General features: G+C 69.1%; 24 protein-coding genes. 16 read left to right on the top strand and 8 right to left on the bottom strand.

Going from position 1 to position 25,905, the window contains the following annotated elements:
• The first annotated feature begins 58 nt into the window (after positions 1-58).
• A complete protein-coding gene (ligD, locus tag AX744_RS18520; protein ID WP_061018567.1) occupies positions 59-1,132 on the top strand; it encodes a non-homologous end-joining DNA ligase in 1,074 nt (357 codons plus the stop codon).
• A 52-nt stretch (positions 1,133-1,184) separates the two neighbouring features.
• Here ligD and AX744_RS18515 read toward each other — a convergent pair whose 3' ends face one another.
• The gene (locus AX744_RS18515; RefSeq protein WP_061018565.1) at positions 1,185-2,228 is read right to left on the bottom strand and encodes an ATP-dependent DNA ligase; all 1,044 of its coding nucleotides are present in this window, start codon (positions 2,226-2,228) and stop codon (positions 1,185-1,187) included.
• A gap of 44 nt (positions 2,229-2,272) precedes the next feature.
• Entirely contained in the window at positions 2,273-3,724 is a 1,452-nt protein-coding gene (locus AX744_RS18510; RefSeq protein ID WP_061018563.1) for a phytoene desaturase family protein, read from the bottom strand.
• 72 nt (positions 3,725-3,796) lie between these two features.
• Here AX744_RS18510 and AX744_RS18505 point away from each other — a divergent pair, with 72 nt between their 5' ends.
• On the top strand, positions 3,797-4,285 hold the full coding sequence (locus AX744_RS18505) for a hypothetical protein (protein ID WP_058632665.1): 489 nt from the start codon (positions 3,797-3,799) through the stop codon (positions 4,283-4,285).
• A gap of 2 nt (positions 4,286-4,287) precedes the next feature.
• Positions 4,288-4,821 carry a GNAT family N-acetyltransferase gene (locus AX744_RS18500; protein ID WP_197429282.1) on the top strand — a complete coding sequence of 178 codons (534 nt, stop codon included), beginning with the start codon at positions 4,288-4,290 and terminating at the stop codon, positions 4,819-4,821.
• On the opposite strand, the gene AX744_RS18495 is transcribed toward AX744_RS18500, so the two are convergent.
• Positions 4,806-5,606, bottom strand: coding sequence for an AraC family transcriptional regulator (locus AX744_RS18495; protein ID WP_082738593.1), 801 nt, complete (start codon positions 5,604-5,606; stop codon positions 4,806-4,808). The two genes, AX744_RS18500 and AX744_RS18495, sit on opposite strands and share 16 nt — an antisense overlap.
• A 54-nt stretch (positions 5,607-5,660) precedes the next feature.
• On the opposite strand from AX744_RS18495, the gene AX744_RS18490 reads away from it, so the two are divergent.
• On the top strand, positions 5,661-6,950 hold the full coding sequence (locus AX744_RS18490) for a CynX/NimT family MFS transporter (protein ID WP_061018561.1): 1,290 nt from the start codon (positions 5,661-5,663) through the stop codon (positions 6,948-6,950).
• 22 nt (positions 6,951-6,972) lie between these two features.
• On the opposite strand, the gene AX744_RS18485 is transcribed toward AX744_RS18490, so the two are convergent.
• Together AX744_RS18485 and AX744_RS18480 are read right to left on the bottom strand one after the other, a co-directional pair.
• A complete protein-coding gene (locus AX744_RS18485; RefSeq protein ID WP_061018559.1) occupies positions 6,973-8,208 on the bottom strand; it encodes an acyl-CoA dehydrogenase family protein in 1,236 nt (411 codons plus the stop codon).
• A gap of 62 nt (positions 8,209-8,270) precedes the next feature.
• The gene (locus tag AX744_RS18480; RefSeq protein ID WP_046748814.1) at positions 8,271-8,933 is read right to left on the bottom strand and encodes a TetR/AcrR family transcriptional regulator; all 663 of its coding nucleotides are present in this window, start codon (positions 8,931-8,933) and stop codon (positions 8,271-8,273) included.
• Between the two features lie 60 nt (positions 8,934-8,993).
• On the opposite strand from AX744_RS18480, the gene AX744_RS18475 reads away from it, so the two are divergent.
• From AX744_RS18475 to sucD, 3 genes are all read left to right on the top strand, one after another.
• Positions 8,994-9,347, top strand: coding sequence for a DUF2510 domain-containing protein (locus AX744_RS18475; protein ID WP_061018557.1), 354 nt, complete (start codon positions 8,994-8,996; stop codon positions 9,345-9,347).
• A gap of 115 nt (positions 9,348-9,462) precedes the next feature.
• Entirely contained in the window at positions 9,463-10,629 is a 1,167-nt protein-coding gene (gene sucC / locus AX744_RS18470; protein WP_045263776.1) for an ADP-forming succinate--CoA ligase subunit beta, read from the top strand.
• 27 nt (positions 10,630-10,656) lie between these two features.
• Complete coding sequence (sucD, locus tag AX744_RS18465; RefSeq protein WP_046748816.1) at positions 10,657-11,559, top strand: succinate--CoA ligase subunit alpha; 903 nt, start codon at positions 10,657-10,659, stop codon at positions 11,557-11,559.
• Positions 11,560-11,677: 118 nt separating this feature from the next.
• Here sucD and AX744_RS18460 read toward each other — a convergent pair whose 3' ends face one another.
• Both AX744_RS18460 and AX744_RS18455 read right to left on the bottom strand, forming a co-directional pair.
• Positions 11,678-12,082, bottom strand: a complete 405-nt coding sequence (locus AX744_RS18460; protein ID WP_061018555.1) for a mycothiol transferase — start codon at positions 12,080-12,082, stop codon at positions 11,678-11,680.
• Between the two features lie 70 nt (positions 12,083-12,152).
• Complete coding sequence (locus AX744_RS18455) at positions 12,153-12,731, bottom strand: TetR/AcrR family transcriptional regulator (RefSeq protein WP_046748817.1); 579 nt, start codon at positions 12,729-12,731, stop codon at positions 12,153-12,155.
• Positions 12,732-12,807: 76 nt separating this feature from the next.
• Between AX744_RS18455 and AX744_RS18450 the strand changes: the two genes are divergently transcribed.
• Complete coding sequence (locus AX744_RS18450; protein ID WP_058632668.1) at positions 12,808-13,209, top strand: VOC family protein; 402 nt, start codon at positions 12,808-12,810, stop codon at positions 13,207-13,209.
• Positions 13,210-13,376: 167 nt separating this feature from the next.
• Here the strand turns inward: AX744_RS18450 and AX744_RS18445 are convergent, their stop codons facing one another.
• Positions 13,377-14,852: an NCS2 family permease gene (locus AX744_RS18445; RefSeq protein WP_061018553.1), complete on the bottom strand. Its 1,476-nt coding sequence runs from the start codon at positions 14,850-14,852 to the stop codon at positions 13,377-13,379.
• A 90-nt stretch (positions 14,853-14,942) separates the two neighbouring features.
• Here AX744_RS18445 and AX744_RS18440 point away from each other — a divergent pair, with 90 nt between their 5' ends.
• From AX744_RS18440 to AX744_RS18405, 8 genes are all read left to right on the top strand, one after another.
• Positions 14,943-16,319: a cell division protein PerM gene (locus AX744_RS18440; protein ID WP_061018552.1), complete on the top strand. Its 1,377-nt coding sequence runs from the start codon at positions 14,943-14,945 to the stop codon at positions 16,317-16,319.
• Positions 16,320-16,381: 62 nt separating this feature from the next.
• Positions 16,382-16,969 (top strand): phosphoribosylglycinamide formyltransferase, encoded by a 588-nt coding sequence (gene purN, locus AX744_RS18435; protein ID WP_061018550.1) that lies wholly within the window; start codon positions 16,382-16,384, stop codon positions 16,967-16,969.
• Positions 16,970-17,003: 34 nt separating this feature from the next.
• Positions 17,004-18,611, top strand: coding sequence for a bifunctional phosphoribosylaminoimidazolecarboxamide formyltransferase/IMP cyclohydrolase (gene purH, locus AX744_RS18430; RefSeq protein WP_046748822.1), 1,608 nt, complete (start codon positions 17,004-17,006; stop codon positions 18,609-18,611).
• Positions 18,612-18,779: 168 nt separating this feature from the next.
• Positions 18,780-20,291: a DNA-3-methyladenine glycosylase 2 family protein gene (locus AX744_RS18425; protein WP_061018548.1), complete on the top strand. Its 1,512-nt coding sequence runs from the start codon at positions 18,780-18,782 to the stop codon at positions 20,289-20,291.
• Positions 20,288-20,785, top strand: coding sequence for a methylated-DNA--[protein]-cysteine S-methyltransferase (locus tag AX744_RS18420; RefSeq protein WP_046748824.1), 498 nt, complete (start codon positions 20,288-20,290; stop codon positions 20,783-20,785). The genes AX744_RS18425 and AX744_RS18420 overlap by 4 nt, the downstream gene beginning before the upstream one ends.
• A gap of 79 nt (positions 20,786-20,864) precedes the next feature.
• Complete coding sequence (locus AX744_RS18415; protein ID WP_082738592.1) at positions 20,865-21,908, top strand: dipeptidase; 1,044 nt, start codon at positions 20,865-20,867, stop codon at positions 21,906-21,908.
• A gap of 311 nt (positions 21,909-22,219) precedes the next feature.
• Entirely contained in the window at positions 22,220-24,151 is a 1,932-nt protein-coding gene (locus AX744_RS18410; RefSeq protein ID WP_061018546.1) for an ABC transporter ATP-binding protein, read from the top strand.
• Positions 24,148-25,905, top strand: a 1,758-nt coding sequence (locus AX744_RS18405) for an ABC transporter ATP-binding protein (protein ID WP_061018544.1), incomplete at its 3' end; no start/stop codon positions are given. The genes AX744_RS18410 and AX744_RS18405, both read left to right, overlap by 4 nt.

Here is a 25,905-nt window from a genome sequence, read left to right as displayed (position 1 = left end):
CGCGCGCTGCGGAGCGAGCGGGGTTCCGTCCGTCCTGGCTGCACCCTAGGGTCGGAACATGGCCTCAGAACGCGTGACCCTGACCGTCGCCGACCTCGACGGAGAGCGCGAGGTCGCGCTCTCCAGCCCGAATCGCGTGGTGTGGCCCGACCTCGGCATCACCAAGGCGGAACTGGCCGAGTACGTGCAGCTGGTCGCCGGCCCTTTCCTGGCCGCCAACGGCAACCGCCCGGTGTCGCTGGAACGGTTCCGTGACGGTATCGGCCCCTCCGGAGGGGCCAGAGCGGAGGGCTTCTTCTCGAAGAACCCGCCCAAGGGGACGCCGGATTTCGTCGATGCCGTGACGGTCACCTACAACAGCGGGCGTCGACACCCGCAGATCGTCCTGAACCGCGCCAGCGCGATCGTCTGGGCGGTCCAGATGAACACGATCGTGTTCCACCCGTGGGCATCGCTCGCCACCGACCCCGACGATCCCGTCGAACTGCGCATCGACCTCGACCCGCAGCCGGGCACCGACTTCGCAGACGCCGTGACAGCCGCCCACACGCTGCGCGAGGTGCTCCGCGAGGCCGGACTCGAGGCCTTCGCCAAGACGAGCGGCAACCGCGGGCTGCACGTGTTCGCGCCGATCGAACCGACTCACGAGTTCCTGGATGTGCGTCACGCGGTGATCGCCGCCGGACGCGAGCTCGAGCGGCGGATGCCCGAGCAGGTCACGACGAACTGGTGGAAGGAGGAGCGGGGCGAGCGCATCTTCGTCGACTTCAACCAGGCCAACCGCGACCGCACGATGGCGGGCGCCTACAGCCCGCGTGCCCTGCCGGGAGCGACCGTCTCGACACCGGTGGCGTGGGAGGAACTCGACGGCCTCGACCCGACGGCGTTCACCGTCCGGAGCATTCCGAAGCGCCTCGATGACATCGGCGATCCGTGGGCATCGCTGCAGGACAGCCCAGGACGCATCGACACGCTGCTGGAGTGGTGGGAGCGCGACAAGGAGAACGGGCTGGGCGAGCTGCCCTTCCCGCCGGAGTTCCCGAAGATGCCCGGCGAGCCCCCGCGGGTGCAGCCGAGCAAGAAGGTCGCGGCGAACTGGGACGAAGACGGCACCCCGGCCGAGAAGGGCTGACCCCGCCGTCGAGTCTGGGATCTCAGCGCACGACGGTTTCAGCTAGCGCTTTTCAGCTCAGGACGTCTGCGAGGTCGTAGCCCGCGACGGTCTCCAGCTGCTCGTAGGTGCACGAGCGGGCATCGCGATCGGGCCGCCAGCGCTCGAACTGCACGGTGTGACGGAAGCGAGCGCCTTCGAGCTGGTCGTATCGCACCTCGAGCACGCGCTCAGGACGCAACCGCACGAACGAGACATCCTTCGATCCGCTGAACCGCGATCGCTCGCCCTCCGCGGTCACGGCTTCGCCCGCCTCATCGCGCTCGACCAGCGAGGCGAGCTCCTCGACGAGTTCTTGCCGACGGGCATCGCTCCACGCCGCCACACCGCCGACCTGGCGAAGAGTCCCGTCCTCGTCGTACAGCCCGACCAGGAGGGAGCCGACGCCCGAGCCGGACTTGTGGACGCGGTAGCCGAGCGCGACCACGTCGGCCGTGCGGGCGTGCTTGATCTTGAAGAGCGTGCGCTTGCCGGGTGCGTAGGGCTGATCGAGCGGTTTCGCCACGACGCCGTCGAGTCCGGCTCCCTCGAACTCGGCCAGCCAGCGCACCGCGGCGTCGCGATCGCGGGTCCCGCGGGTGAGGTGCAGCGGGTGCTCGACGGTCTCCAGGAGCGTCTCGAGGCGCGCTCTTCTGGTCTCGAACGACTGGGTGAGCAGATCGTCCTCGCCGGCGGCGAGCAGATCGAAGGCGATGAACATCGCCGGTGTCTCGACGGCGAGCTTCGCCACGCGCGAGGCAGCGGGATGGATGCGCTGGCTCAGCGCCTCCCAGTCCAGTCGCTGCGATCCGTGCGGACCGGTGGCGACGACGATCTCCCCGTCGAGCAGACACGGTTCAGGCAGCAGCTGGGGGATCGCATCGACCAGTTCGGGGAAGTAGCGGGTCAGCGGTTTGGCGCCCCGCGAGCCGATCTCCACCGTCTCGCCGTCCCACGCGATGAGTCCGCGGAAGCCGTCCCACTTCGGTTCGTACAGCAGCCCACCCGGAGTCTTCGCGGGGTCGGGCACCGCGGGCACCGCTTTGGCGAGCATCGGCGCGGGGATGTCGTAGCGCATGCTCCCATCCTGGCTGCGCGTGATCGGCGAGGGAAGAGGGGCGGTCAGCCGAACAGATCGGAGAGCGCCGCGGGTTCTCCCGCATCCCGCAGCGCGGTGCGAGCGGCGTGCCAACCGGCCATCCCGTTCACGGACGGACCGGGGGGCGTCGAGGCGGAGGCCAGATACACGCCGTGCATCGGGGTGCGCCACGGGGCGGGGGAGAGCACCGGGCGACGCAGCGCCTGACGGATGTCGAACACTCCGCCGGAGATGTCGCCGCCGATCTCGGTCGGGTTGATCGCCTCCCGCGACGACGCCGGCACCGCGTGGTGTGCCAGGATCAGGTCGCGGAAACCCGGGGCGTAGCGCTCCACCTGCGCGGTGATGAGCTCTGTGGGGTCGAGGTCGGAGCCCGGAGGGACGTGGATGTAGGCCCAGAAAACGGCCTTCCCGGCGGGAGCACGGGAGTCGTCGAGGACAGAGGGCTGCACGGCGAGCACGTAGGGGCGATCGCTCACGTGGCCTGCGGCGACGGCGTTCTCACTCGCCCAGACCTCCGCGCGGGTGCCCCCCAGGTGCACGGTGGGTGCGCCGGCGACGTCGGGGTTCGTCCACGGAACCGGGCCGTCGAGGGCGAAGTCGACCTTCGCGGCACCCGGGCCGTAGCGATAGGAACGGACGGAGCGGGCGTAGCCTGCGGGGACGTCGGGGTGCGTGAGTGCGAGTCGCGGCGAGGTGTTGAGCAGCAGCAGGTCGCCGCGCTGCGGGTCGCCCCAGTCCAGCGTCGCGAGATCGGAGGCGGGGGTGCTCACCTCGATGGTGCCGCCGTGGTGTTCGAGGTCGGCGACCATGGCGTCGGCGATGCGCTGCGCACCACCGCGCGGATAGGGCCAGCCTCCCGCGTGACCGAGTGCGGCGAGCAGCAGCCCTGCGGCAGCGCCCGCCAGCGACGGCTGCGGGGAGTTCGCGTGCGCCACCACCCCCGACATCAGTGCGGCGGCCTCCTCCGTGCGGAATGCCGCGGCGGCCAGGGGCGTGCCCTGATCCAGCATCCGCAGGGCGTAGCGCACGGCGGTCACCGGATCGCGCGGGATCCGGAGCAGCTGATTGCCCGTGAAGTCGACGACCCCCTCGATGTGCCGGCCCAGAGGCCGCAGTCGGGACAGCCAGGCTCCGCCGTCGACGCCGAGCTGTGCCGCGGTGCGATCGATATCGCGCCATGCCACCGCCGCACGTCCGTCGTCGAGGGGATGCGCGTAGGACGCCTCCGGCCGGATCCACTCGATCCGCCGATCGAGACCGAACGCCTGGAAGAACGGAGAGGAGAGGGCAGCGGGGTGCACGGCGGAGCATACGTCGTGTTGGAAGCCGGGGAGCGTGGATTCGCGGGTACGGACCCCGCCGCCGATCGTGTCCGCGCCTTCGAGGACGCGCACCGTGTAGCCGGCACGAGCGAGCGACACCGCCGCCGCGAGGCCGTTCGGGCCGGATCCGATGATCGTCGCCTGAGCCATGACGTCAGTTTGGCACGTATACGAGGAGAAAACGGTCGGCCGCACCCCTCGCGGCGTGGGATCCTGGAAGGGATGAAAGAAGTACAGGGCCCGACCCCCGCAGGCACCTCCCGTCCATACCGTTCGCTCCCGGAGGCGCTGCGCGCGCACCGCATCGACCCGTCGAACCACGCGTTCATCACGGCGATCGTCGAGGCCATCGGGATCAGTTCGTTCATCGACCGCGGTCGATACATCGAGGCGATCCGTCGTGGCGAGGGAGCGTCCCTCCACATCGGCCGCACCTACACGAACGGCTTCGCGGAAGACGAGCGACTCATCGTCGGTTCCGCACCGTTGCGACTGCAGCCCAGCGAGGGGCGCCCGCCGTACTTCTACGTCAGTCACCCGAGCGAGTTCATCCCGCTGACTCCGCAGCGTGCGGCGAAGCGTGCGACGACTCCTCGCGTCTCCGCCCCCCGCGCGGAGAAGGCACCGAAGCCCGTCGAGGAGCGCGACTACGGCGTCTGCGACGTGTGCTTCATGGTGAAGACGCCGTCCGGCGGCTGCGGCTGCGACTGAGCGTGAGCGTCGCGCTCGGATCCGAGGCGGATCGACCGGTGATCCGGCTCGCCGACCTGTCCGGAGCCGATGCGCACGAGGTCGGCGCTGCGGTGCGGGCATATCTGCTGCAGACCGAGCGTGAGAAGAGGCAGCAGGAAGGCGGCAGCGCGCCCGATCCCTCCGGAGCACTTCCCGAGCGCTACCGCCGCGAGATCGATGACCCCTCAGCGGCCTACGCGGGTCACCGCGTGCGTGTGGCCCAGCTCGGCGATCGCGTCGTCGGGGTCGTCGTGCTCTCCGTGAGCGACGACGTGGCCGAGATCAAGCGCTTGTGGGCGGTGCCGGAGGTGCGTGGCCGAGGCGTCGGGTCCGCACTGCTCGACGCCGCGCTCCACGACGCGCGCGACGTCGGCGCCGCGCGGGTGCGCCTGTCGGTCTGGGACTGGCGGGCCGGGCCGGTGCGCCTCTATGAATCGCGAGGCTTCGAACGCGTCCCGTCCTGGGACGAGCGTGCGCGCCTCGTGTGCATGGAGCTGTCTCACACCGCGGGCTGAGACTGTCGGTATCGGCCGGGGGTCATCCCGACGAGCGGCGTGAACTGCTCGATGAACTGGCTCGTCGTCGCCCAGCCGCACGCGGCAGCCGTCCCGGTGACCGAAGCTCCGTCCGCGAGCAGGACCAGTGCGCGGTGCACCCGCAGCTGGAGACGCCATTGCCGATAGCCCATCCCGGTCTCCTGCTGGAACAGGCGGCTCAGCGTCCGTTCGGCCGTACCGGTGCGCATGCCGAGCTCACCCAGCGGCACGGGGCGGGCGAGGTCGTGCTCGACGATGCGCGCCGCCCTGCGCAGTCGCGGATCGCGGGGCTCCGGCAGATGCAGCGGCTGCTCCGGCGCCGTCACCGCCTCGTCGACGACGACATGACGCAGATGGTCCAGTGCGATGGAGCTGCGGGGGCGGTCGGACGTCATCGCGAGCAGCGCCTCCCGCGCAAGAGGCGTGGCGACGAGAACGGCAGGAGCGGAGGGCAGGAGTGCTGCGAGTTCGTCGTCAAGGTGCACGATGCGCATGTCGGTGCGACCGTGCGCACGATGGCGATGCTCGGCGCCGGCGGGCACCCAGGCCATGCGCGTGGAGGGCGCCATCCAGGCTCCGTCGTCGGTGAGCAGGGAGAGCACACCGGAGGCGGCATGCACCAGATGTCCGAGCGGATGAGCATGACGCGGAGATGTCTCGGCGTGCGCGAACCGGTAGGCGCCCTCCAGGGGGAGAGCGGTCAGCGCGTCGAAGTCGACCAGGTGCAGGTCGACCATTCGGGATGATTGGCGGGTATTCGACATCAGATTGCAGTGTACGTGTTTCCTGACGCACGGCGCGGATGCTGGACTCGAAGCATGACCACCATGCAGGAACCGTTCGACACCGCCCCGACCCCACTGACGCCGTCCGTTCGTCGTGGTGGAATCCTCACCGGGATCTATGTCGGCGTCGGCCTGCTCCTGATCGCGCTGAACCTCCGCATGGGCGTCGCCTCGGTCGGGCCCGTGCTCCCCGCGATGGAGCGGAGCCTCGGGCTCCCGGCAGCTGCGGCAGGACTGCTGACCACGATCCCGGTGTTCGCGTTCGGCGCCTTCGCCTTCCTGACGCCGGCGCTGACGCGCTGGGTGGGCCTGCATCGGCTGCTCGCCCTGACCATGGTCGTCGTGGCGATCGGCATCGGCGTCCGCCTGCTTCCCTCACCCGTGGCGTTGTTCGGCGGCACTGTGCTGGTCGGCGCGGGCATCGCAGTGGCGAACGTGTGCATGCCCGCTGTCATCAAGCAGGACTTCGCCCACCGCGTCGGGCTCATGATGGGGCTGTACTCGACCGCGCTCTTCCTCGGTGCTGCGGCGGCTGCGGCCCTCACGGTGCCCTTCATGACCGCTCTCGACGGTTCCTGGCGTGGTGCCCTCGCGGTCTGGGCGATTCCCGCCGTGCTCGCGCTGGTGGTGTGGCTGCCGTGGGCGTTGCGCGGGGTCTCGGGAGCGCCGGTCCGCTCGCCCGCGACCGGCGCTCCCGCGGATGCGATCGTCGAGCCTCGAGACGAGCCGCGGATGTCGGTTCTGCTGCGTGATCCCGTCGCCTGGGCGGTCACCGGATTCATGGGGTTGCAGAGTCTGAGCTACTACGCAGCGCTGACCTGGATCCCGACCATGCTGCAGGACGCCGGCGTGCCGGTGTCCGAGGCGGGACTGCTGCTGTCGTACTCGAGTCTCCCGGGGATCGCCGCCGCGCTGCTCGTGCCGACGATGCTGCGACACCTGCGGCCGAGCTGGCTTCCCGTCCTGCTTTCCGCACTCCTGTGCGCGGCAGGTCTGATCGGCCTTCTGGTCGCGCCGGGCGGAGCCGCGCCCTGGGTGTGGATGACCCTCCTCGGACTCGGTCAGGGTGCGGCCATCGCGCTGTCGCTGACCTACATCGTGCTGCGTGCCCCCGACGCACAGCACACCGCGCACCTGTCGACCATGGCCCAGGGGATCGGCTACCTGCTGGCAGGGCTCGGCCCGATCGGTCTTGGCGTGCTGCACGCTGCCGTCGGAGGGTGGGGCGTCCCCGTCGTGGCGCTGGTCCTGCTGCTCGGCGTGCAGGCCGTGGCCGGGGCGGCAGCGAGTCGCGAGCGCCACGTGCGCGCGCGGCGCAGGTGAACCGGTCCTCGCGGACGGAGGCTCAGGCGAAGGCGCTCATACCCGTGATGTCGCGTCCGAGCAGCAGGGCCTGCACGCTCTCGGTGCCCTCGTAGGTGTGGATCGCCTCGATATCGGCCATGTGCTGCATCACGCCGTTCTCGAGCAGGATGCCGTTGCCGCCGAGCAGGTCACGGGCGGTCGAGGCGATCCGGCGCGCGGCACGCGTGTTGTGGAACTTCGCCAGCGACGCCTGAGTCGGACGCAGCTCGCCGGCCGTCTCGAGGTCGGCCATGCGCCGGCAGTACAGCTGCATGGCTGTGAGGTCTTCGAGCATGTGGGTGAGGCGCTCCTGGACCATCTGGAACTTCGCCAGGGGCTTTCCGAACTGCACGCGCTGGGTCGCGTAGGCCAGCGCCGCTTCGTAGCAGGCGGTCGCGTGCCCCAGTGCCGACCAGGCGACACCGGAGCGGGTGGCGTAGAGCACGGTCGATGCGTCCTTGAAGCTCTTCGTCCCCGGCAGTACGGCATCGAGCGGCACCCGCACGTCGTCGAGCTCGATGTGGGCCTGGTGGATGGCGCGCAGCGAGGCCTTGCCGCGGATCACGGTGCCGGTGTAGCCGGGGGTGTCCTGCTCGACGAGGAAGCACCGGACGGCACCGTGCTCGTCGGCGCCCTCGTCGTCGACACGCGCCCAGACGAAGGTGACACCGCCGGAGGCGCCGTTGCCGATCCACTTCTTCGTGCCGCGGATGACCCAGCTCTCGCCGTCGCGGCGGGCGACCGTCTCCAGCGATACCGAGTCGGAGCCGTGATCAGGCTCGGTCAGAGCGAACGAACCGAGCACCGAACCGTCGGCGAGGGCCGTCAGCCATCGCTCCTGTTGCGCGGGGGAGCCGAACAGGGCCAGGGTGCGCAACGCGAGTCCGCCCTGCACTGCGAGGATCGTGCCCAGCGAGCCGTCACCGCGGGAGATCTCCATGTTCACGAGGCCTGCGGCGAGGGGCGACAGGCTCGTGAGCGACGGGTGCTGGACCCCGTCGACGACGAGGTCCATCTCGCCCATCCGGCGTGCGGCATCGAGCGGGTACTCGGCACGGTCCCAGGCATCCGCCATCTGCGGGGCGACCTCGTCGACGTAGGCCTTCGCGCGGTCCCACGCCTCCCGGTCGGCGGAGGGGATGTCGGTGAAGACCGCGTAGTAGTCGCTGTCCTGACGTCCGGTGATGTCGTACGACGAGACGCGCTCGCCGGGGAAGGGGGAGGCTGCAGTGCTCATGGGGCTCCTTCGTGGCACCAAGTATCGTACTCCTCGATACTGGGTTCCACGACCGGGACGCGTCAGTCGAGCTGGGACTGCAGCCTGCGGCTCACCTCTGCGATGGGCATGGAGCGGGGGAAGACGGCGACCACCATGTCATCCGGAGCGGACGCGGCCTCATCGGCCGCGACACCATAGCGCCGGCGCACATCGACCAGCGCCGTCTGGAGCGTGGACAGCGGCACCTTCTTGCGGCCGCGCAGCAGCTGGCGCAGCACGTGGTTGTGCACCGCTGTGACCAGAGCGGCGAAGCCGACCGCGTCGAGCGGATCGACGCCGGGAAGCGCGCTGCGCAGGTAGTCGTCGAACAGTCGTTCGTAGCGGAAGACCGTGATGATCTCGCGCTCGCGCAGCACGGGGACCTGGCGCACGATCTGGTAACGACGCCTGGCGAGTTCCGGGTCGCGGGCGAAGTGTGCGAAGACGGATTCGGAGGCGGCGCACACGGCACCCCATGGATCGTCATGACCCTCGTCGAGGAACTCCCTGAGCTGCTCGAGGAGCACCTCGTGATCCGCGAAGACGACGTCCTCCTTGCCGCCGAACTGACGGAAGAACGTCGAGCGGGAGACCCCGGCGGCCTTCGCGATCTGCTCCACCGAGGTCTGGTCGAACCCCTGGGCGTTGAAGAGTTCGAGCGCGGCGGCGACGACGCCGGTGCGCAGTTCTGCGGATTCGTGCATGGCGAAAGCCTAGACCGGAGCGCGCGGAGACGCCCAGGCATCGCCGTCATACTGAGGAGCGTGAGAGACGACGGGATCCCGGCCGGCTGGTTCGACACGCGGCGACGTGGCACCCGGCGGTGGTGGGACGGGGTGCGGTGGACCGAGCACATCCGGGTGCGGGGGCGGGAGACCACCCTGGCGGACGACGGGGCCTCGGTGCGCCGCCAACGCCTGATGGTCGAGGTCGTGCTGGCCGTCGTCCTCGTGGTCGCGATCCTGGTCGCCTTCGTGGGCGGTCTGCCCGTGGTCGTCGTGCGTCCGCTGATCGTCGCGGTCGGTGCCGCGCTCGTGTTCACGCCGTTCGCGATCAGGCGTCAGCTCCGCTTGGCCGGCGTGCCGGTGCGACGAGTCGGCGTTCCCCCGCTGCGTTGAGGGAGGGCGGCCTCGCGGCCGCAGGAGCGCCCAGGCCGAGGTAGTAGGCTGGGGGACTGGTCGATGTCTCGACATCGAGAGAATTACCAGACAGCAGCCCAGTGAAGGAACCACAGTGGATCTGTACGAGTACCAGGCACGAGACGTTTTCGAAAAGTACGGAGTGCCGGTCCTCGCCGGCATCGTCGCGGACACCCCTGAAGAGGTGAGGGCGGCCGCCGAGAAGATCGGTGGAGTGGTCGTCGTCAAGGCTCAGGTGAAGACCGGCGGCCGTGGAAAGGCGGGCGGCGTCAAGGTCGCCAAGACGCCCGACGAGGCGTACGAGGCAGCGAAGGCCATCCTCGGCCTCGACATCAAGGGCCACGTCGTCAAGCGCGTCATGGTCGCGCAGGGTGCGCGTATCGCCGAGGAGTTCTACTTCTCCGTGCTGCTCGACCGTGCCAACCGCTCCTACCTGAGCCTGTGCTCGGTCGAGGGCGGCATGGAGATCGAAGAGCTCGCGGTCGAGCGCCCCGAGGCGCTCGCGCGCGTCGAGGTCAACCCGCTGACGGGCATCGACAAGGAGAAGGCCGTCGAGATCGCTCGTGCGGCCAACTTCCCCGAAGACCTCGTCGACAAGGTGTCCGACGTCTTCGTGAAGCTGTTCGACGTGTACAAGGGTGAGGACGCGACGCTGGTCGAGGTCAACCCGCTCGTGCGTACCGAAGAGGGCGACATCATCGCGCTCGACGGCAAGGTCACGCTCGACGACAACGCCTCCGAGATCCGCCACCCCGAGCACGAGGCGCTCGAGGACAAGGACGCCGCCGACCCGCTCGAGGCCAAGGCCAAGGAGTCGGGCCTGAACTACGTGAAGCTCGACGGCGAGGTCGGCATCATCGGCAACGGCGCGGGACTCGTCATGTCGACGCTCGACGTGGTCGCCTACGCCGGCGAGAACCACAACGGCGTGAAGCCCGCCAACTTCCTCGACATCGGTGGTGGAGCCTCGGCTGAGGTCATGGCCGCCGGCCTCGACGTCATCCTCGGCGACCCGCAGGTCAAGAGCGTGTTCGTCAACGTGTTCGGTGGCATCACGGCGTGCGACGCCGTCGCCAACGGCATCAAGGGCGCGCTCGAGACGCTGGGCGCCACGGCCTCCAAGCCGCTCGTCGTGCGTCTGGACGGCAACCGCGTCGACGAGGGTCGCGCGATCCTCGCCGAGTACGCGCATCCGCTTGTCACCCTGGCCGCAACCATGGACGAGGGCGCCGACAAGGCCGCCGAGCTCGCCAACGCCTGATCGCCTGAGACACAAGGAACCAGAGCTATGTCTATCTACCTCAACAAGGACTCCAAGGTCATCGTCCAGGGCATCACCGGCGGCGAGGGCACCAAGCACACCGCGCTGATGCTCAAGGCCGGCACCCAGGTCGTCGGTGGCGTCAACGCCCGCAAGGCCGGTACCACGGTCTCGCACACGGACAAGGACGGCAACGCCGTCGAGCTTCCCGTCTTCGGATCGGTCGCCGAGGCCATGAAGGAGACCGGCGCCGACGTGTCGATCGCCTTCGTCCCCGGCGCCTTCACGAAGGACGCGATGATCGAGGCCATCGACGCCGAGATCCCGCTGCTCGTCGTGATCACCGAGGGCGTGCCCGTCGGCGACTCGGCCGAGGCGTGGGCGTACGCGCAGAGCAAGGGCAACAAGACCCGCATCATCGGACCGAACTGCCCCGGCATCATCACCCCCGGTGAGGCGCTCGTCGGCATCACGCCCGCTAACATCACCGGCAAGGGTCCGATCGGCCTCGTGTCGAAGTCGGGCACCCTGACCTACCAGATGATGTTCGAGCTGCGCGACCTGGGCTTCTCGACCGCCATCGGCATCGGCGGCGACCCGGTCATCGGCACCACGCACATCGACGCGCTCGCCGCGTTCGAGGCCGACCCCGAGACCAAGGCGATCGTGATGATCGGCGAGATCGGCGGCGACGCCGAGGAGCGGGCGGCCGACTACATCAAGGCGAACGTCACCAAGCCCGTCGTCGGCTACGTCGCGGGCTTCACGGCCCCCGAGGGCAAGACCATGGGTCACGCGGGTGCGATCGTCTCCGGTTCCGCCGGTACCGCTCAGGCGAAGAAGGAGGCCCTCGAGGCCGCCGGCGTCAAGGTCGGCAAGACGCCGTCCGAGACGGCGGATCTGATGCGCGCGATCATCGAGTCGCTCTGATCTGAGTTACGCTTGATCTGAAGGCCCCGGGCTCCACCCCGGGGCCTTCTTTCATGCCCGGCCGCTTGACCGGCTGCATGACCTGATGACACCTGCATGACCGAGGACCCCGTGTGGGTCATGCATCCGTGCGACCCTCATGCATCCGGGCGACGGTGCCGACAGCTGCCTCGAGAGGGCGCTCCGCGAGGTTGCGATCGGCGATCTCCTGGATGCGGCGGCACTCTGCGGCGACCGAGGCGAGAGGGTCGGTTCGACGCACCTTCCAGGAGTTCGCGGTGGCGGCAGGGAGGCCGATCTCGGTACGCGGACGCCCGGTGATCCGCTCGTCGAACCAGACGCCTTCGACGTAGGCGGTGTGGCGGACCACTCCGAGGAGCGACGGAGTGCCGGCCACTGGTGACGAGCGCGCTTCGTCCTCGGAGACGCCCTCCAGACTCCCGAGGATCAGTTCGCGGTACTGCGCGAGGCGCCGATCGAGGTCTTTTCTCAGCTCGAAGGGGGCGTGATGGTCGTGTGGCATGTGCACGCAGCTCCTCCCGGTCGTCGAGCTTCCACCCTCGCGCGGTCGACGGTGGCCGCGCAAGCACCGCTCAGCTTCGGCTGGCAGCCGTGTCCAGAAGCGCGTCGAGTGCGCGGTGGGCCTGTTGTCGTGCCTCCGCGTCGTCCGGGCGAACGGCGAGCCAGAGGGCGAGCTCGTTCATGGCGCCGGACAGGGCTGCGGTCAGGGCGTCGAGGAGCGCGGGCGGGGCTCCTGCTTCACGCAGTCCCGTCCGCAGCTCGCGCTCCGGCCCCTCCGCGTCGAGGCGGCGCCACTCCTCCCAGCCGAGCACGGAGGGTCCGTCGATGAGGAGTACGCGCGCGGCCGTCCTGCCCGTGATGCCGTCGAGGTAGGCATGGCTCCCCTCGCGGAGTGCGGTCTCCGGGGTGCTGTCCCTCGTCGCGGCCACGATCGCCTCGGCGACGCTCTGCTGTTGGCGGGTGGCGACCGCGGCGAACAGTCCCGGCTTCGATGCGTAGTGGTGGTACACGGCCCCGCGGGTCACTCCGGCGGCGCGTGCGAGGTCATCGACGGAACAGGATGCGTAGCCGTGTTCGGCGAAGTGCGCGGTGGCGGTCTCGAGGATGCGTCGCGCCGTCTCGGCGGCGTCGGCAGCGGATGCTCGCGGCATGGGACTTCCTTTACGTGCGACTTGTATGTATTCTAGCCACCGATGTTACAAACACACTGTATGTAAAGGAGAGTTCATGGAGATCACGAGCTTCTACCCGGTTCTGATGGTCGATGACGTCGCCGCTGCCGCGCAGTTCTATCGTGAGGAACTGGGCTTCGAGACGACGTTCGAGGCGGACTGGTACGTGAGCCTGCGCGTCGAAGGAGGAGAGCTCGCGCTCCTCGACCGGGGTCACGAGACGATCCCCGACGGCTTCCGTGAGCCCGTCCGAGGTCTGCTGCTCAACGTCGAGGTCGTCGACGCGACGGCAGCGCACCGTCGGCTCGTGGGTGAGCACGGGTTGGTCGAGCGCCTCGCGCTTCGGGACGAGACCTTCGGGCAGCGTCACTTCATCGTCGAGGCGCCCGGGGGTGTGCTGATCGACGTGATCGAGCCCATCGAGCCGTCAGCGGAGTTCGCCGAGGCCTATTCCTGAGACCCTGTCGGATGCATGATCGGCCGACACCTGCATGATCGGCCGACACCTGCATGACCGAGGACTCCGTGTGGGCAATGCATCCGTGCGACGGTCATGCATCCGGGCGACGGTACCGAACAGAAAGAGGGGCGGATGCCGCAGCATCCGCCCCTCGTGTTCTCGCGTCAGATCCCGACGCCGAACAGCGCCTCGATGGGGCCTCTCGCGAAGAAGATCAGGAAGCCGGCGCCGACGACCCACAACAGCGGGCTGATGGTCTTCGCCTTGCCCGAGAACGCGTGGATGAGCACCCAGCTGACGAATCCCGCCCCGATGCCGTTCGCGATCGAGTAGGTGAGCGGCATGACCGAGACGGTGAGGAACACCGGCAGCAGCACGCGGAAGTCGCTGAAGTCGATGTAGCGGATCTGCGCCATCATCATCGCACCCACGATGATCAGGGCCGCGGCCGCGATCTCGGTCGGGACGATGGAGGTCAGCGGGGTCAGGAACATCGCGATCAGGAACACGACACCCGTGACGACGTTCGCGAGTCCCGTGCGGGCTCCTTCGCCGATACCGGCACCCGACTCGATGAAGACGGTGCTGGAGGACGACGAGGTCGCACCACCGGCGATCGCGCCGACGCCCTCGACGACCAGTGCCGACTTGATGCGGGGGAAGTCCCCGTTGTCGTCGGCGAGGTTCGCCTCCTTCGCCAGGCCGGTCATGGTTCCCATGGCGTCGAAGAAGTTCGTGAAGAGCAGCGTGAAGACGATCATCACGATCGCGACCAGGCTGACCTTGCTCAGGTCGAAGCTGAAGTCGACGGCGCCGATCAGGCTGAGGTCCGGGATGCCGATGGGGGAGCCGTTCAGTGCCGGGACCGTGAGGCCCCAGCCGCCGGGGTTGACCACGTTGCCCTCGTCGTCGAAGCCGCGGGCGCCGATGTGCCAGATCGCCTCGACGATGACCGCGAGCACGGTGCCGCCGATGAGACCGATGAGCATGCCGCCCTTGACCTTGAGGGCGACGAGGATGCCGGTGAGGAGCAGGGTGATCACGAACAGCAGGGTCGGCACGGTCGCGACCGAGCCGTTGACGCCGAGCCCGACCGGAGGGGACGAGGCGCCGGTCGCGGTGACGAAGCCCGAGTTGACGAAGCCGATGAAGGCGATGAACAGGCCGATGCCGACCGTGATGGCGATCTTCAGCTGGAAGGGCACGGCGTCGAAGATCGCCTTCCGCAGCCCGGTGGCCGCGAGCAGCACGATCACGACACCGTTGATCATCACGAGTGCCATCGCCTCGGGCCAGGTCACCTGCCCGACCACGGAGAACGCGACGAAGGCGTTGATGCCGAGTCCTGCGGCGAAACCGAAGGGCAGGCGCGTCACGAGACCGAACAGGATCGTCATGACGCCGGCGGTCAACGCGGTGGCGGCGCCGACGGCGTTGAAGCTGAGCATGTCTCCGGCGACGTCGGGCTTGCCGGAGAGGATGATCGGGTTGAGGATCACGATGTAGGCCATCGTGACGAACGTCACCAGACCTCCTCGGATCTCGGTGCCGATCGTGGATCCGCGCTTGCTGATCTCGAAGAAGCGGTCCAGGGAGTTCTTGGGCTCGGTGGGTGCCGGGGCGGGCGGGGCAGTTGTCATCGGGAAACCTCCGGAGAAACGCTATCGTGTCGCCGACCCCACGCGCGCCCCCGGGGCTTCGTCGGGAACTCGTCGTAGTCTCGAAGCGCTATGCAACGCCTCCTCGTCGCGCTCCTCGCCGCCTTCGACGCCGCCATCGCCGCGGCGGTCGGTCTCGTCGTGCTGCTCGCGCCGTTGACACTGCTGTGGACTCTCGCCTTCGGGATCAGCGCCGACTGGGGTGCGCTCTGGCCGCTCACCGGCACGCTCTGGGAGTTCGGACACGGGGTGCCGCTGGCGGTGACGATTCCTGACGAGCTTCTGGTCGCCCTCGCGATCCCCGCCCAGGCCGCCTCGTTCGCGGTGTCGATCACCCCGCTGGCATTCCTGCTCTTCACACTGCTGTTCGCCGCGCGCTCCGGAGCCAGAGCCGCCACGGCGGGAACCTGGCTGCTCGGCGTGGTGTCCGGCACCGTGGTGTTCACCGCGATCTCCGCCGGTGTCGCGCTGACGGCGCGGCTGGATGCGGCGCAGACGCCCCTCCTGCTCGCGATCGCCCTTCCCGCGGCGGTCTACTTCGTCGGCGCGCTGTGCGGCGCCGTCCGGATCGCCTGGGAAGAGGGCGACGGCGGCATCCTCGACCGTCTGCACGATCGCATCGACGTCCGCGACGACTGGGCACCGGTCCCCGCCGCCGTCGTTCGAGGCGCGGCCTTCACCCTGATGGGCGTGGTCGGCGCTTCTGCTCTGGCCCTCGCGGTGGTGACGCTGTTCCGGGGAGGTGAAGTCGTCGCGCTGTTCCAGGCCTCGCGCGTCGACGCGCTGGGTGCGACGGTGATGACCCTGGCGCAGCTGGTGTACCTGCCGACCCTCATCGTCTGGGTCGCGTCCTGGCTCGCCGGCCCCGGGTTCGCCGTCGGCGTCGGCACCGCGGTGTCGCCTGCGGGCACCCAGCTGGGAGTCGTGCCCGGCATCCCCGTGTTCGGACTGCTGCCCGAGAACAGCTCGATGTGGATGCTGATCGTGGTGCTCGTCCCGATCGCCGCCGGAGCGTTCGCGGGGTGGGCGGTTCGCTCCCGTCTCGTCTGGGAGGGCACTCCGCTGGGAACGGCGCAGCGTGCCGTCATCGCGGTGGGGATCGCGGTCGTCACCGCCGGTATCGCCGGGATCGCCGCCGTGCTGGCGAGCGGGTCGATGGGACCGGGACGGCTGTCGGACGTCGGACCAGCGGCGCTGCCCTTCATGCTCGCCCTGGGCCTCGAGGTGCTCGTCGGCGCCGCGATCCTGCTCCTGTCCCCACGACATCGCGATGAACTGGCGGAGGAGCGCACCGATCGGTGGATAGCCGAGATGTCCGAGCTCGATCCGAGCGCAGCGTCCGTGGTCCCGGTGCCTGGCATCCCCTTCCCCCACACGCAGGCCTTCGATGACACGGCTCCGCTGGATGATGTCCGCGGTTTCACGCCGCCGAGGGACGACCGCGACTGACGGCTCGCGGTGTGCGTGCGACGCAGGCGGAACGAGCTTCGGCGCCCCGGTAGACTGGGCGCGTGCTCACGGTCGCCGTTCTCATCTCGGGCACCGGCTCGAATCTTCGCGCCCTCCTCGAGGCCGCTCGTCATCCCGATTTTCCCGCCAGGGTGATCGTGGTCGGCGCCGATCGCGAAGCCGAGGGGCTCGCCCATGCCGAGGAGTTCGGCGTCCCCAGTTTCACGGTGCCGTGGCATGAGCACGACAGTCGCGAGGCGTGGGGTGCGGAACTCGCCGGCCAGCTCGCCGTCTGGAAGCCGGACCTCGTCGTGCTCAGCGGGCTCATGCGCCTGCTTCCGCCGTCGCTCGTCGCACAGTACTCGCCTCGCCTCATCAACACGCACCCGGCGTTCCTGCCCGAGTTCCCCGGCGCCCACGGCGTCCGCGACGCGCTCGCGGCCGGCGTCGCCGAGACCGGGGCCAGCGTGATCGTCGTCGACGACGGCGTCGACACCGGTCCGATCCTCGCCCAGGAGCGCGTCCCCATCCTCGACGGCGACACCGAGCACAGCCTGCACGAGCGCATCAAGCCCGTCGAGCGCCGACTGCTCATCGACGTGGTCCGCAGAATCGCCACCGGCGACCTCGTCCTCAGCTCTTCCTCCTGACCCCCACCCGACGCCCCGCACGAAGGAGCCCATCATGGCCGGCCCCCGCCACGACCCCACGCTCTACCGCGATCGCGACACCGTGCCGATCAGGCGCGCGCTCGTCTCGGTGAGCGACAAGACCGACCTGCTCCTGCTGGCTGCGGCTCTGGCTGAGGCGGGTATCGAGATCGTCTCGACGGGTTCGACGGCGTCGACCATCCGCGAGGCGGGATTCGAGGTCACCGACGTCGCCGCCGTGACCGGCGTCGCAGAGATGCTCGACGGTCGCGTCAAGACGCTGCACCCGAAGATCCACGGCGGCCTGCTCGCCGACCTGCGTCTCGAGGACCACGAGCGCCAGCTCGCCGACCTCGACATCACTCCCTTCGAGCTCGTGGTCGTGAACCTCTACCCGTTCATCGAGACCGTCGCCTCCGGCGCGGTCGGCGACGACGTGGTCGAGCAGATCGACATCGGCGGCCCCGCGATGGTACGCGCCGCGGCCAAGAACCACGCGAACGTGGCGATCGTCGTCTCGCCGCAGTCGTACCCCGGCATCATCGCGGCGATCGGCGAGGGCGGCACCTCGTTGACACAGCGTCGTGAGCTCGCCGCCCGAGCATTCGCGCACACAGCGGCGTACGACACCGCGGTCGCCTCGTGGTTCGCCGAGGGGACGCTGCAGGACGACGGCGATCTGCCGACGCATCTCACGATCCAGGCTGAGCGGCTCGCGACGCTCCGCTACGGCGAGAACTCGCACCAGCGCGGCGCGATCTACACGCGCGCCGGTGGACACGGCATCGCCCAGGCCACGCAGCTGCAGGGCAAGGAGATGTCGTACAACAACTACGTCGACGCCGATGCCGCCCTGCGCGCGGCATACGACATGGTCAAGCCGGCTGTCGCCATCATCAAGCACGCCAACCCGTGCGGTATCGCGACCACGGCGCCGAACGCGCTCGACCCGATCGCCAGCGCCCACCTGCGTGCGCATGAGTGCGACCCCGTCTCGGCATACGGTGGTGTGATCGCGGCCAACGGCACAGTCACGCTGAAGATGGCCGAGAACCTCAAGGACATCTTCACCGAGGTCATCGTCGCGCCGTCGTTCGAGCCCGCGGCGCTCGAGGTGTTCAAGGCGAAGAAGAACCTGCGCCTGCTGCAGCTGCCCGAGGACTGGCAGCAGGAGCGCATGGACGTGCGTCTCGTCTCCGGTGGGCTGCTGCTGCAGGATGCCGACCGGTTCCCCGACGACATCGTCTCCGTCGCGAAGAACTGGGAGCTGGTCTCGGGTGAGCGTCCGACCGACGAGGAGATGGAGAACCTCATCTTCGCGTGGAAGGCCTGCCGAGCGGTCAAGTCGAACGCGATCGTGCTCGCGAAGGACAACGCCACTGTGGGCGTGGGCATGGGCCAGGTCAACCGCGTCGACTCCTGCCGCCTCGCGGTCGAGCGTGCAGGGGACCGGGCGGCCGGATCCGTCGCTTCCTCCGACGCGTTCTTCCCCTTCGCCGACGGCGCTCAGGTGCTGATCGATGCCGGCGTCACGGCGATCGTGCAGCCGGGCGGTTCCGTGCGCGACGAGGAGGTCGTGGACGCGGCGCGCAAGGCCGGCGTCACGATGTTCTTCACCGGTGAGCGCCACTTCTTCCACTGAACGCGCGCCTGCGCATACCTCGAGACCCACTCTCCACGCCGAGACCCACACGCGCCCACTGCGGCGGCGATGGGTGTCGGCGAGGCGGGTGGGTCTCGGCGTTCGTGCCCGGACAGTCATGTCCGATTTCCGCCAGTCGTTGTCGGTGGGGCGTGACACAGTGGAGGCATGAGCTTCCCCGTGACGGACTTCGACGAGCGTTACCGTGCGATCAGCGCGCGCGACACCCGCTTCGACGGGCAGTTCGTGACGGCCGTCCGTTCGACCGGGATCTACTGCCGTCCGAGCTGCCCCGCGCGCACGCCCAAACCCCAGAACGTGACGTTCTATCCGACCAGCGCCGCAGCGCACGAGGCCGGGTATCGCGCCTGCAAGCGTTGCCTGCCCGAGGCCGCTCCCGGCTCGCCGGCGTGGGATATCCGCGGCGACACCGCCGCGCGAGCGATGCGGTTGATCTCCGACGGCGTCGTGGAACGGGAGGGCGTGCCGGGCCTGGCCGCGCGACTGGGCTATTCCGGTCGGCACCTCACGAGGCTGCTGACCACCGAACTCGGCGCCGGGCCGCTCGCACTGGCGCGGGCACACAGGGCGCACACCGCGCGCATGCTCCTCGTCGGCACCGACATGCCCATCTCGGATGTCGCGTTCTCCGCCGGGTTCGCCAGCATCCGACAGTGCAACGACACGATCCGCGAGGTCTTCGGCCTCACGCCGGGGGAGCTCAGGGCGCGGCGACGGCTTCCGGCGTCCGCGGCTCCCGGCTCGATCGACCTCGTGCTGCCCTATCGCGGTCCACTCGACGCGAGCGGCGTCTTCGCCTGGATGGCGGCGCGTGCGATCCCCGGCGTCGAAGAGACCACGGCGACGTCCTTCTCGCGTCACCTCCGCATGGCCGGTGGTCCCGCCTGGTTCGAGGTGCGTCAGGAGGAGGGTGAGCGCCTGCACCTGCGGGCACGCGTCGCGCGGCTGGGGGACCTGGCACCGCTGGTCTCGACCGTGCGACGCATCTTCGACCTCGATGCCGACCCGCTGGCGATCGACGAGGCGCTCTCGGAACACGACGAGATCGCGCCGCTCGTCGCGCGCACCCCCGGCATCCGCGTGCCGGGGTCGGCTGATCCGCATGAGATGCTCATCCGCGCCATGGTGGGGCAGCAGATCACCGTGGTCGCCGCCAGAACCGCGCTCACGGCACTCACCGAGGCGCTGGGGGAGCGCACCGAGAACGGACTGCTCTTCCCGACGATGACGGCGATCGCCGTCCACGGAGCCGAGGTGCTGCGAGGGCCGGCCGCCCGTATCCGCGCGATCACCGGCGCTGCGGCCGCTCTCGCCGACGGATCCCTGACGCTCACGGTCGGAGATGACGGCGTCGACCAGCGTGCTGCCCTGCTCGCGATGCCCGGCATCGGACCCTGGACAGCCGACTACGTGCGCATGCGTGTGCTCGGCGATCCGGATGTGCTGCTCCCGGGAGACGTCGCGCTGCGCGCCGGCGCGGCGGCCTCCGGCCTGCCGGGCGAGCCACGGGCGCTCACCGACTGGGCCCTGCGCGCGGCACCATGGCGCAGCTATCTGAGCGCGCATCTATGGCGCGCCGCTCCGGTGCGCCCCGTCGGGCCGCGGCGGGTCCCCGCAGCGCACCGTCCCACCGACATCACGACGAAGGAGAACTCATGACCGCCCTCATCCAGACCATCGAGACGCCGGACGGCGCCTTCACGATCCTCGCCGACGACCATCAGCGCGTGCTGGCCTCGGGCTGGACGTCCGACGTCGAGGCGATCCTCGGGCGGCTGTCGGCGGCGAACCGTCCGGAGGCGCTGCGCGATGGTGCGACGGACGCCGCGGACGCGGTGGTCGCCTATTACGCGGGCGACCTCTCGGCCATCGACGATGTCGCCGTGAAGCAGACCGGCACCGCACTCCAGCTCGCCGGCTGGTCGGCGCTCCGGGAGATCGAGCCGGGCGGGCCGCTGACCTACACCGGTTTCGCCTCACGCCTGGACAACCCCCGGGCCGTTCGGGCTGCGGCGTCCATCTGCGCCCGCAACGCCCCGGCGCTCTTCGTGCCCTGCCACCGGGTGCTGCGCACCGACGGGAGCCTCGGCGGTTTCGCGTGGGGCGTCGATGTCAAGGAGAGTCTGCTGGCCCGCGAGAGTGCCGCGGCGTGAGCCAGGAGCACCAGATCCGGCACCGGTGATGGTGCGCTACGACGAACCGTCCGTTCCGACGCGGCCATAGGCTCGAGCCGTGACCGCCATCGATGCCCTCGATCTCCACCGCCGCGCCGTCGTCGCCGATGCCCACAACGATCTGCTCTGCTCGGTGACGAGTCGTCCGCCCGCCGAGTGGTCGGACTACTTCCGGGCCCAGTGGCTGCCGCAGCTGCGCACGGGTGGTGTCGACCTGCAGGTCCTGCCCGTGTTCGTCGATGACATCTACCGGCCGGAGGGCGCGCTGCGTCGTACGTTCCGCATGATCGAAGCCGCGCACCGGGTGGCGGAAGGAAACGCGGATGCGGTGGGGCTCTGCCTCGACGGGGACGACATCGACAGGGTGATCGGTGAGGGGCGCATCGCGTTGGTGCTCGCTCTCGAGGGCATGCCCGGCATCGCCGACGATGTCGAGCTCCTCGAGACGGTGCATCGGCTCGGAGTGCGCGTCGGCTCGGTCGCCCACTTCGGTCGCAGCGCCTTCGCGGACGGAAGCGGAGAAGACGCCGCGGGCAGCCGGCTGACGCGCACGGGCGTCCAGGCGCTGGCCGAGATGGAGCGCATCGGCATGATCTTCGATGTCAGCCACCTCGGAGCGGGCGGCGTCGACCACGTGCTCGAGCTCGCCACGCGACCCGTCATGGCAACGCATTCGTCCGCCCGCGCCCTGTTCGATCACCACCGCAACCTCACCGATGCGCAGATCGCCGGAGTCGCGGAGACGGGGGGAGTCGTGTGCGTCAACTTCTTCGCCCCGTATCTGCATGCGAGCGACTACACGATCGACACCCTGATCGACCACTTCGAGCGGGTGGTGTCCGTCGCCGGGGTGGACCACGTCGGGATGGGACCAGACTTCGTCCGCGAGGTGCTCGCAGACACCACGGCCCCGTGCTGCGTGCAGACGACGATCGAGGGCGTCCCCGCCGATCGGTACCTTCCCGGGCTCGAGGGTCCGGAAGGGCTTCCGCTCGTCACCGAGGCTCTGCTGCGTCGCGGCTGGCGCGACGCCGATGTCCTGGCCGTGCTGGGCGGCAACCTGCAGCGCTTTCTCCGAACCGGGCTCGCTGTCCAGGGGTGAGCCACCCGAGCCACCTCGCCGCGGTCGCCGGGAAAGAGCAGGGCGAATCGGGAATGACTCTTGCTTTCAGCTGGTTCACAGCAATAGGCTGGTGGGCTGTCGCGCCAACCGGACGACATCGCCGAGCCCCTGAGGAGGACACCATGTTCACGATCGCCACCGCGCGGATCGCAGCTCTCGGCTCGACCCCGGCGCGTCCGCTCTCCTAGAGCCACCCCGCCCCTTCTCTGTCGGATGCCGGACCCTGTGGGTCCGCTCTCGCATCCGTCCCCTTCCGCAACCGCTGTCCATACGAAACTCGTCTGAGAGACATGTCCTCCTCGCCTTCCGCGCAGAATCCCTCGCCTTCATCGACCCTTTCCACTCCGGCCGCACTGTGGCGCCTGAAGCCCTTCGTGAAGCCGGTCATCTGGCGGCTCGCCGGCGGTGCCGCCAGCGCGCTCATCGCCGCCGTCATCGCCCTGATGATCCCGATCGTCCTCGAGCAGATCATCAGCGGACCCGTCCGTTCGGGTGAGATCAGCGCCATCATCTGGGGTGCTGTCGCCGTGTTCGCGCTCGCCCTGGGCGAGGCCCTCATGGTATGGCTGCGACGTCAGTTCGTGCTCAACCCGGCCACGCAGGTCGAGTACAAGATGCGCACGGAGCTCTACTCGCGCCTGCAGACCCTCCCGGTGTCCTTCCACGACCGGTGGGGCTCAGGACAGCTGCTCAGCCGCATGATGCAGGACATCGGCCTCATCCGCCGCTGGCTCGCGTTCGGCCTCGTGCTACTGGTCGTCAACATCCTCACGATCATCATCGGCTCCGTGCTGCTGTTCCGGTGGCACTGGCTGCTGGGCACGATCTTCCTGGTCACGGCGATCCCGCTGTGGATCCGCGGCTACCTGTTCGAGAAGCGCTACGGCGCCCTCACCCGCCGCAGCCAGGATCAGGCCGGCGACCTCGCGACCAGCGTCGAGGAGAGCGTGCACGGGATCCGCGTGCTGAAGGCGTTCGGGCGCGGCAAGCACGCCCTGAGCCGCTTCAGCAGGCAGGCCGAGACGCTGCGCGAGACCGAGATGAGCAAGGCCGGTGCGATCGCGTCGATCTGGTTCTGGCTCGACCTCATGCCGCAGATCGCGTTCGGCCTCAGCCTGATGTCCGGCATCTGGCTGATCTCCGTCGGGCAGATCGGCGAGGCGCAACTGTTCGCCTTCTTCGCGATGGCCGTCGTGCTGCGCTGGCCCATCGAGTCGATCGGCTTCCTGTTCTCGTTCATGCTCGATGCGCGCACGGCGACCGACCGCGTGTTCGACATCTTCTCGGAGACCAACACCATCACCGACCCCGAGCACCCGGTGCACATCGAGAACCCGCGCGGAGAGCTCACGTTCGAGAACGCGCACTTCCGCTATCAGGACGCCGGCGCGCACGAACGCGACCTGCTCGACGGCATCGACCTGGTGCTGCGACCAGGGGAGACCATGGCGCTGGTCGGTCTCACCGGCAGCGGCAAGACCACCCTCACCACGCTGCCCACGCGTCTGTACGACGTGACGGGAGGCAGGGTCACCCTCGACGGCGTCGACGTGCGCGACCTGCCGCTGTCAGAGCTCCGTCGGCACATCGCCATGGCGTTCGAAGACGCGACGCTGTTCTCGGCGACGGTCCGGGAGAACGTGCTGCTCGGTCGTGCCGAGCTCGACGTGCACGGCGAAGAGGGCGAGCGTGTGCTGCGCGAAGCTCTCGACGTCGCTCAGGCCTCGTTCGTGGATTCCCTGCCAGACGGCGTCGAGACGGTGATCGGCGAGGAGGGGCTCAGCCTCTCCGGCGGTCAGCGCCAGCGGCTCGCCCTCGCCCGTGCGGTGGCGGCGAATCCGAAGGTGCTCGTGCTCGACGACCCGCTGTCGGCGCTCGACGTCGACACCGAGGCCCTCGTGGAGGAGGCGCTGCGGCACGTGCTCGCCGACACCACCGCCCTGATCGTGGCGCACCGCCCTTCGACCGTCGCGCTCGCCGATCGCGTCGCCCTGCTCGAGGCCGGTCGCGTGACGGCGGTGGGCACGCACTCCGAGCTGCTGAAGACCAGTCGGCACTACCGTCATGTCATCTCCAGCCTCGAGGCGGAGGAGGCGGCGCGCACCGGGACGATCCCGGTGATCCGCGATGAGCAGTCCGAGATCGATGAAGAGGTCCGTGCGGGCCTCGGGATCCAGGCCGCCGACGAAGACCCCATCACCGAGAAGGAGGTGCAGCGATGAGCTCCGCCATCACCGGAACCAGGAACGAGGATCGTTCCGAGTACACCCGCGAGGAGAGCAGGGAGATCCGTCGTCGATCCCTCCGACTGCTCGGATCCCTGGTCAGCCCCTTGAAGCCGAGGATCGTGCTCGCCGCCGCGGTGCTGGTCGTGTCGACCGCGCTCCAGGTCGCCGGCCCCATCCTCATCAGCCTGGGCCTCGACCGAGCGCTGCCTGCGGTGATCGAGCGTGCCGACTGGATGCCGACGTTCATGATCGGAGGCATCTACCTGCTGGCCGGTGCCCTCGCTGCGGTGCTGATCGCCTGGTACGTGATCATCGCGGCCAAGCTCACGCAGGCGGTGCTGCTGGACCTGCGCAAGCGCATCTTCCTGCACACCCAGCGCCTGAGCCTGGAGTTCCACGAGTCGTACACGTCGGGGCGCATCATCTCCCGTCAGACCAGCGACCTCGACTCGATCAAGGAGCTGCTCGACGGTGGCCTGAACGAACTCGTCTCCGGCGTGCTCTTCGGGCTGTTCACCTTCATCGCGCTGTGCTTCTGGGACTGGCAGTCGGGCCTGATCCTGGCGATCGGCGGAGTGCCGCTGTTCTACCTGATGCGCTGGTTCTACTCGCGCTCGCAGCTCGTCTACCGCGAGTCGCGCGTGATCAGTGCGAAGGTGATCGTGCAGTTCGTCGAGACGATGACCGGCATCCGCGCCGTCAAGGCGTTCCGCAAGGAGCCGCGCAACGACAAGGCGTTCCAGGAGATCGCTGGCGACTACCGCGACGTCAACCGTCGCTCGATGCTGCTGTTCGGCACGTTCGAGCCCGGCCTGATGGGCGTCGCGGCCCTCGTGCTCGGCATCGTCGTGCTGTGGGGAGGCATCCGCGTCTCCGAGGGTGCGCTGACCGTGGGTGTGCTGCTGTCGGCAGTGCTCTACGTCCGCAACTTCTTCGCGCCGATGCAGGAGATCGCGATGTTCCTGAACTCCTATCAGTCGGCCACGGCCGCGCTGGAGAAGGTCTCGGGCGTGCTCGAGGAGGTGCCGACGGTTCCCGACCCCGAGAACCCCGTCGACCTGTGGGAGTCCCGTGGGCATGTCGAGTTCGACGAGGTGACCTTCGGATACAACGGAGAGAAGACGATCCTCCCGAACTTCTCCCTCGACATCCCGGCGGGGCAGACGATCGCCCTCGTCGGAACGACCGGCGCCGGGAAGTCGACGCTCGCCAAGCTCATCTCGCGCTTCTATGACCCCTCCCAAGGGCGGGTCACGCTCGACGGCGTCGATCTGCGGTCGCTGCACCCGAAGGACCTTCGCCGCGCGATCGTCATGGTCACGCAGGAGGCCTACCTGTTCAGCGGCACCGTCGCCGACAACATCGCGCTCGGCAAGCCGGATGCGACGCTCGACGAGATCAAGGCCGCGGCACGGGCCGTGGGCGCCGACGGGTTCATCTCGTCGCTGCCCGACGGATACGGCACCGATGTGAACAAGCGCGGTGGTCGGGTGTCGGCGGGGCAGCGTCAGCTCATCTCGTTCGCCCGGGCTTTCCTCGCCGACCCCGCGGTGCTGATCCTCGACGAGGCGACGGCTTCGCTGGACATCCCATCCGAGCGCTTGATCCAGGATGCGTTGCAGACCCTGCTCAAGGACCGCACGGCGATCATCATCGCGCACCGCCTGTCGACGGTCGCGATCGCCGACAGGGTGCTGGTGATGGAGCACGGCCGCATCATCGAGGACGACACTCCCGCTGCCCTGATC

Source organism: Microbacterium sp. CCH5-D1, from assembly GCF_001557335.1.
Lineage (GTDB): Bacteria > Actinomycetota > Actinomycetes > Actinomycetales > Microbacteriaceae > Microbacterium > Microbacterium oxydans.
The sequence above is the reverse complement of the archived record's forward strand: the minus strand, read 5'-3'. Positions and strand labels throughout refer to the sequence as shown.

Bases quoted from the DNA above. Each gene is read 5' to 3' on its own strand.
- ligD (WP_061018567.1), top strand. From the start codon at position 59: ATGGCCTCAGAACGCGTGACCCTGACCGTCGCCGACCTCGACGGAGAG.
- AX744_RS18515 (WP_061018565.1), bottom strand. From the start codon at position 2,228: ATGCGCTACGACATCCCCGCGCCGATGCTCGCCAAAGCGGTGCCCGCG.
- AX744_RS18510 (WP_061018563.1), bottom strand. From the start codon at position 3,724: ATGGCTCAGGCGACGATCATCGGATCCGGCCCGAACGGCCTCGCGGCG.
- AX744_RS18505 (WP_058632665.1), top strand. From the start codon at position 3,797: ATGAAAGAAGTACAGGGCCCGACCCCCGCAGGCACCTCCCGTCCATAC.
- AX744_RS18495 (WP_082738593.1), bottom strand. From the start codon at position 5,606: ATGTCGAATACCCGCCAATCATCCCGAATGGTCGACCTGCACCTGGTC.
- AX744_RS18490 (WP_061018561.1), top strand. From the start codon at position 5,661: ATGACCACCATGCAGGAACCGTTCGACACCGCCCCGACCCCACTGACG.
- AX744_RS18485 (WP_061018559.1), bottom strand. From the start codon at position 8,208: ATGAGCACTGCAGCCTCCCCCTTCCCCGGCGAGCGCGTCTCGTCGTAC.
- AX744_RS18480 (WP_046748814.1), bottom strand. From the start codon at position 8,933: ATGCACGAATCCGCAGAACTGCGCACCGGCGTCGTCGCCGCCGCGCTC.
- sucD (WP_046748816.1), top strand. From the start codon at position 10,657: ATGTCTATCTACCTCAACAAGGACTCCAAGGTCATCGTCCAGGGCATC.
- AX744_RS18460 (WP_061018555.1), bottom strand. From the start codon at position 12,082: ATGCCACACGACCATCACGCCCCCTTCGAGCTGAGAAAAGACCTCGAT.
- AX744_RS18455 (WP_046748817.1), bottom strand. From the start codon at position 12,731: ATGCCGCGAGCATCCGCTGCCGACGCCGCCGAGACGGCGCGACGCATC.
- AX744_RS18450 (WP_058632668.1), top strand. From the start codon at position 12,808: ATGGAGATCACGAGCTTCTACCCGGTTCTGATGGTCGATGACGTCGCC.
- AX744_RS18445 (WP_061018553.1), bottom strand. From the start codon at position 14,852: ATGACAACTGCCCCGCCCGCCCCGGCACCCACCGAGCCCAAGAACTCC.
- AX744_RS18440 (WP_061018552.1), top strand. From the start codon at position 14,943: ATGCAACGCCTCCTCGTCGCGCTCCTCGCCGCCTTCGACGCCGCCATC.
- purH (WP_046748822.1), top strand. From the start codon at position 17,004: ATGGCCGGCCCCCGCCACGACCCCACGCTCTACCGCGATCGCGACACC.
- AX744_RS18425 (WP_061018548.1), top strand. From the start codon at position 18,780: ATGAGCTTCCCCGTGACGGACTTCGACGAGCGTTACCGTGCGATCAGC.
- AX744_RS18420 (WP_046748824.1), top strand. From the start codon at position 20,288: ATGACCGCCCTCATCCAGACCATCGAGACGCCGGACGGCGCCTTCACG.
- AX744_RS18410 (WP_061018546.1), top strand. From the start codon at position 22,220: ATGTCCTCCTCGCCTTCCGCGCAGAATCCCTCGCCTTCATCGACCCTT.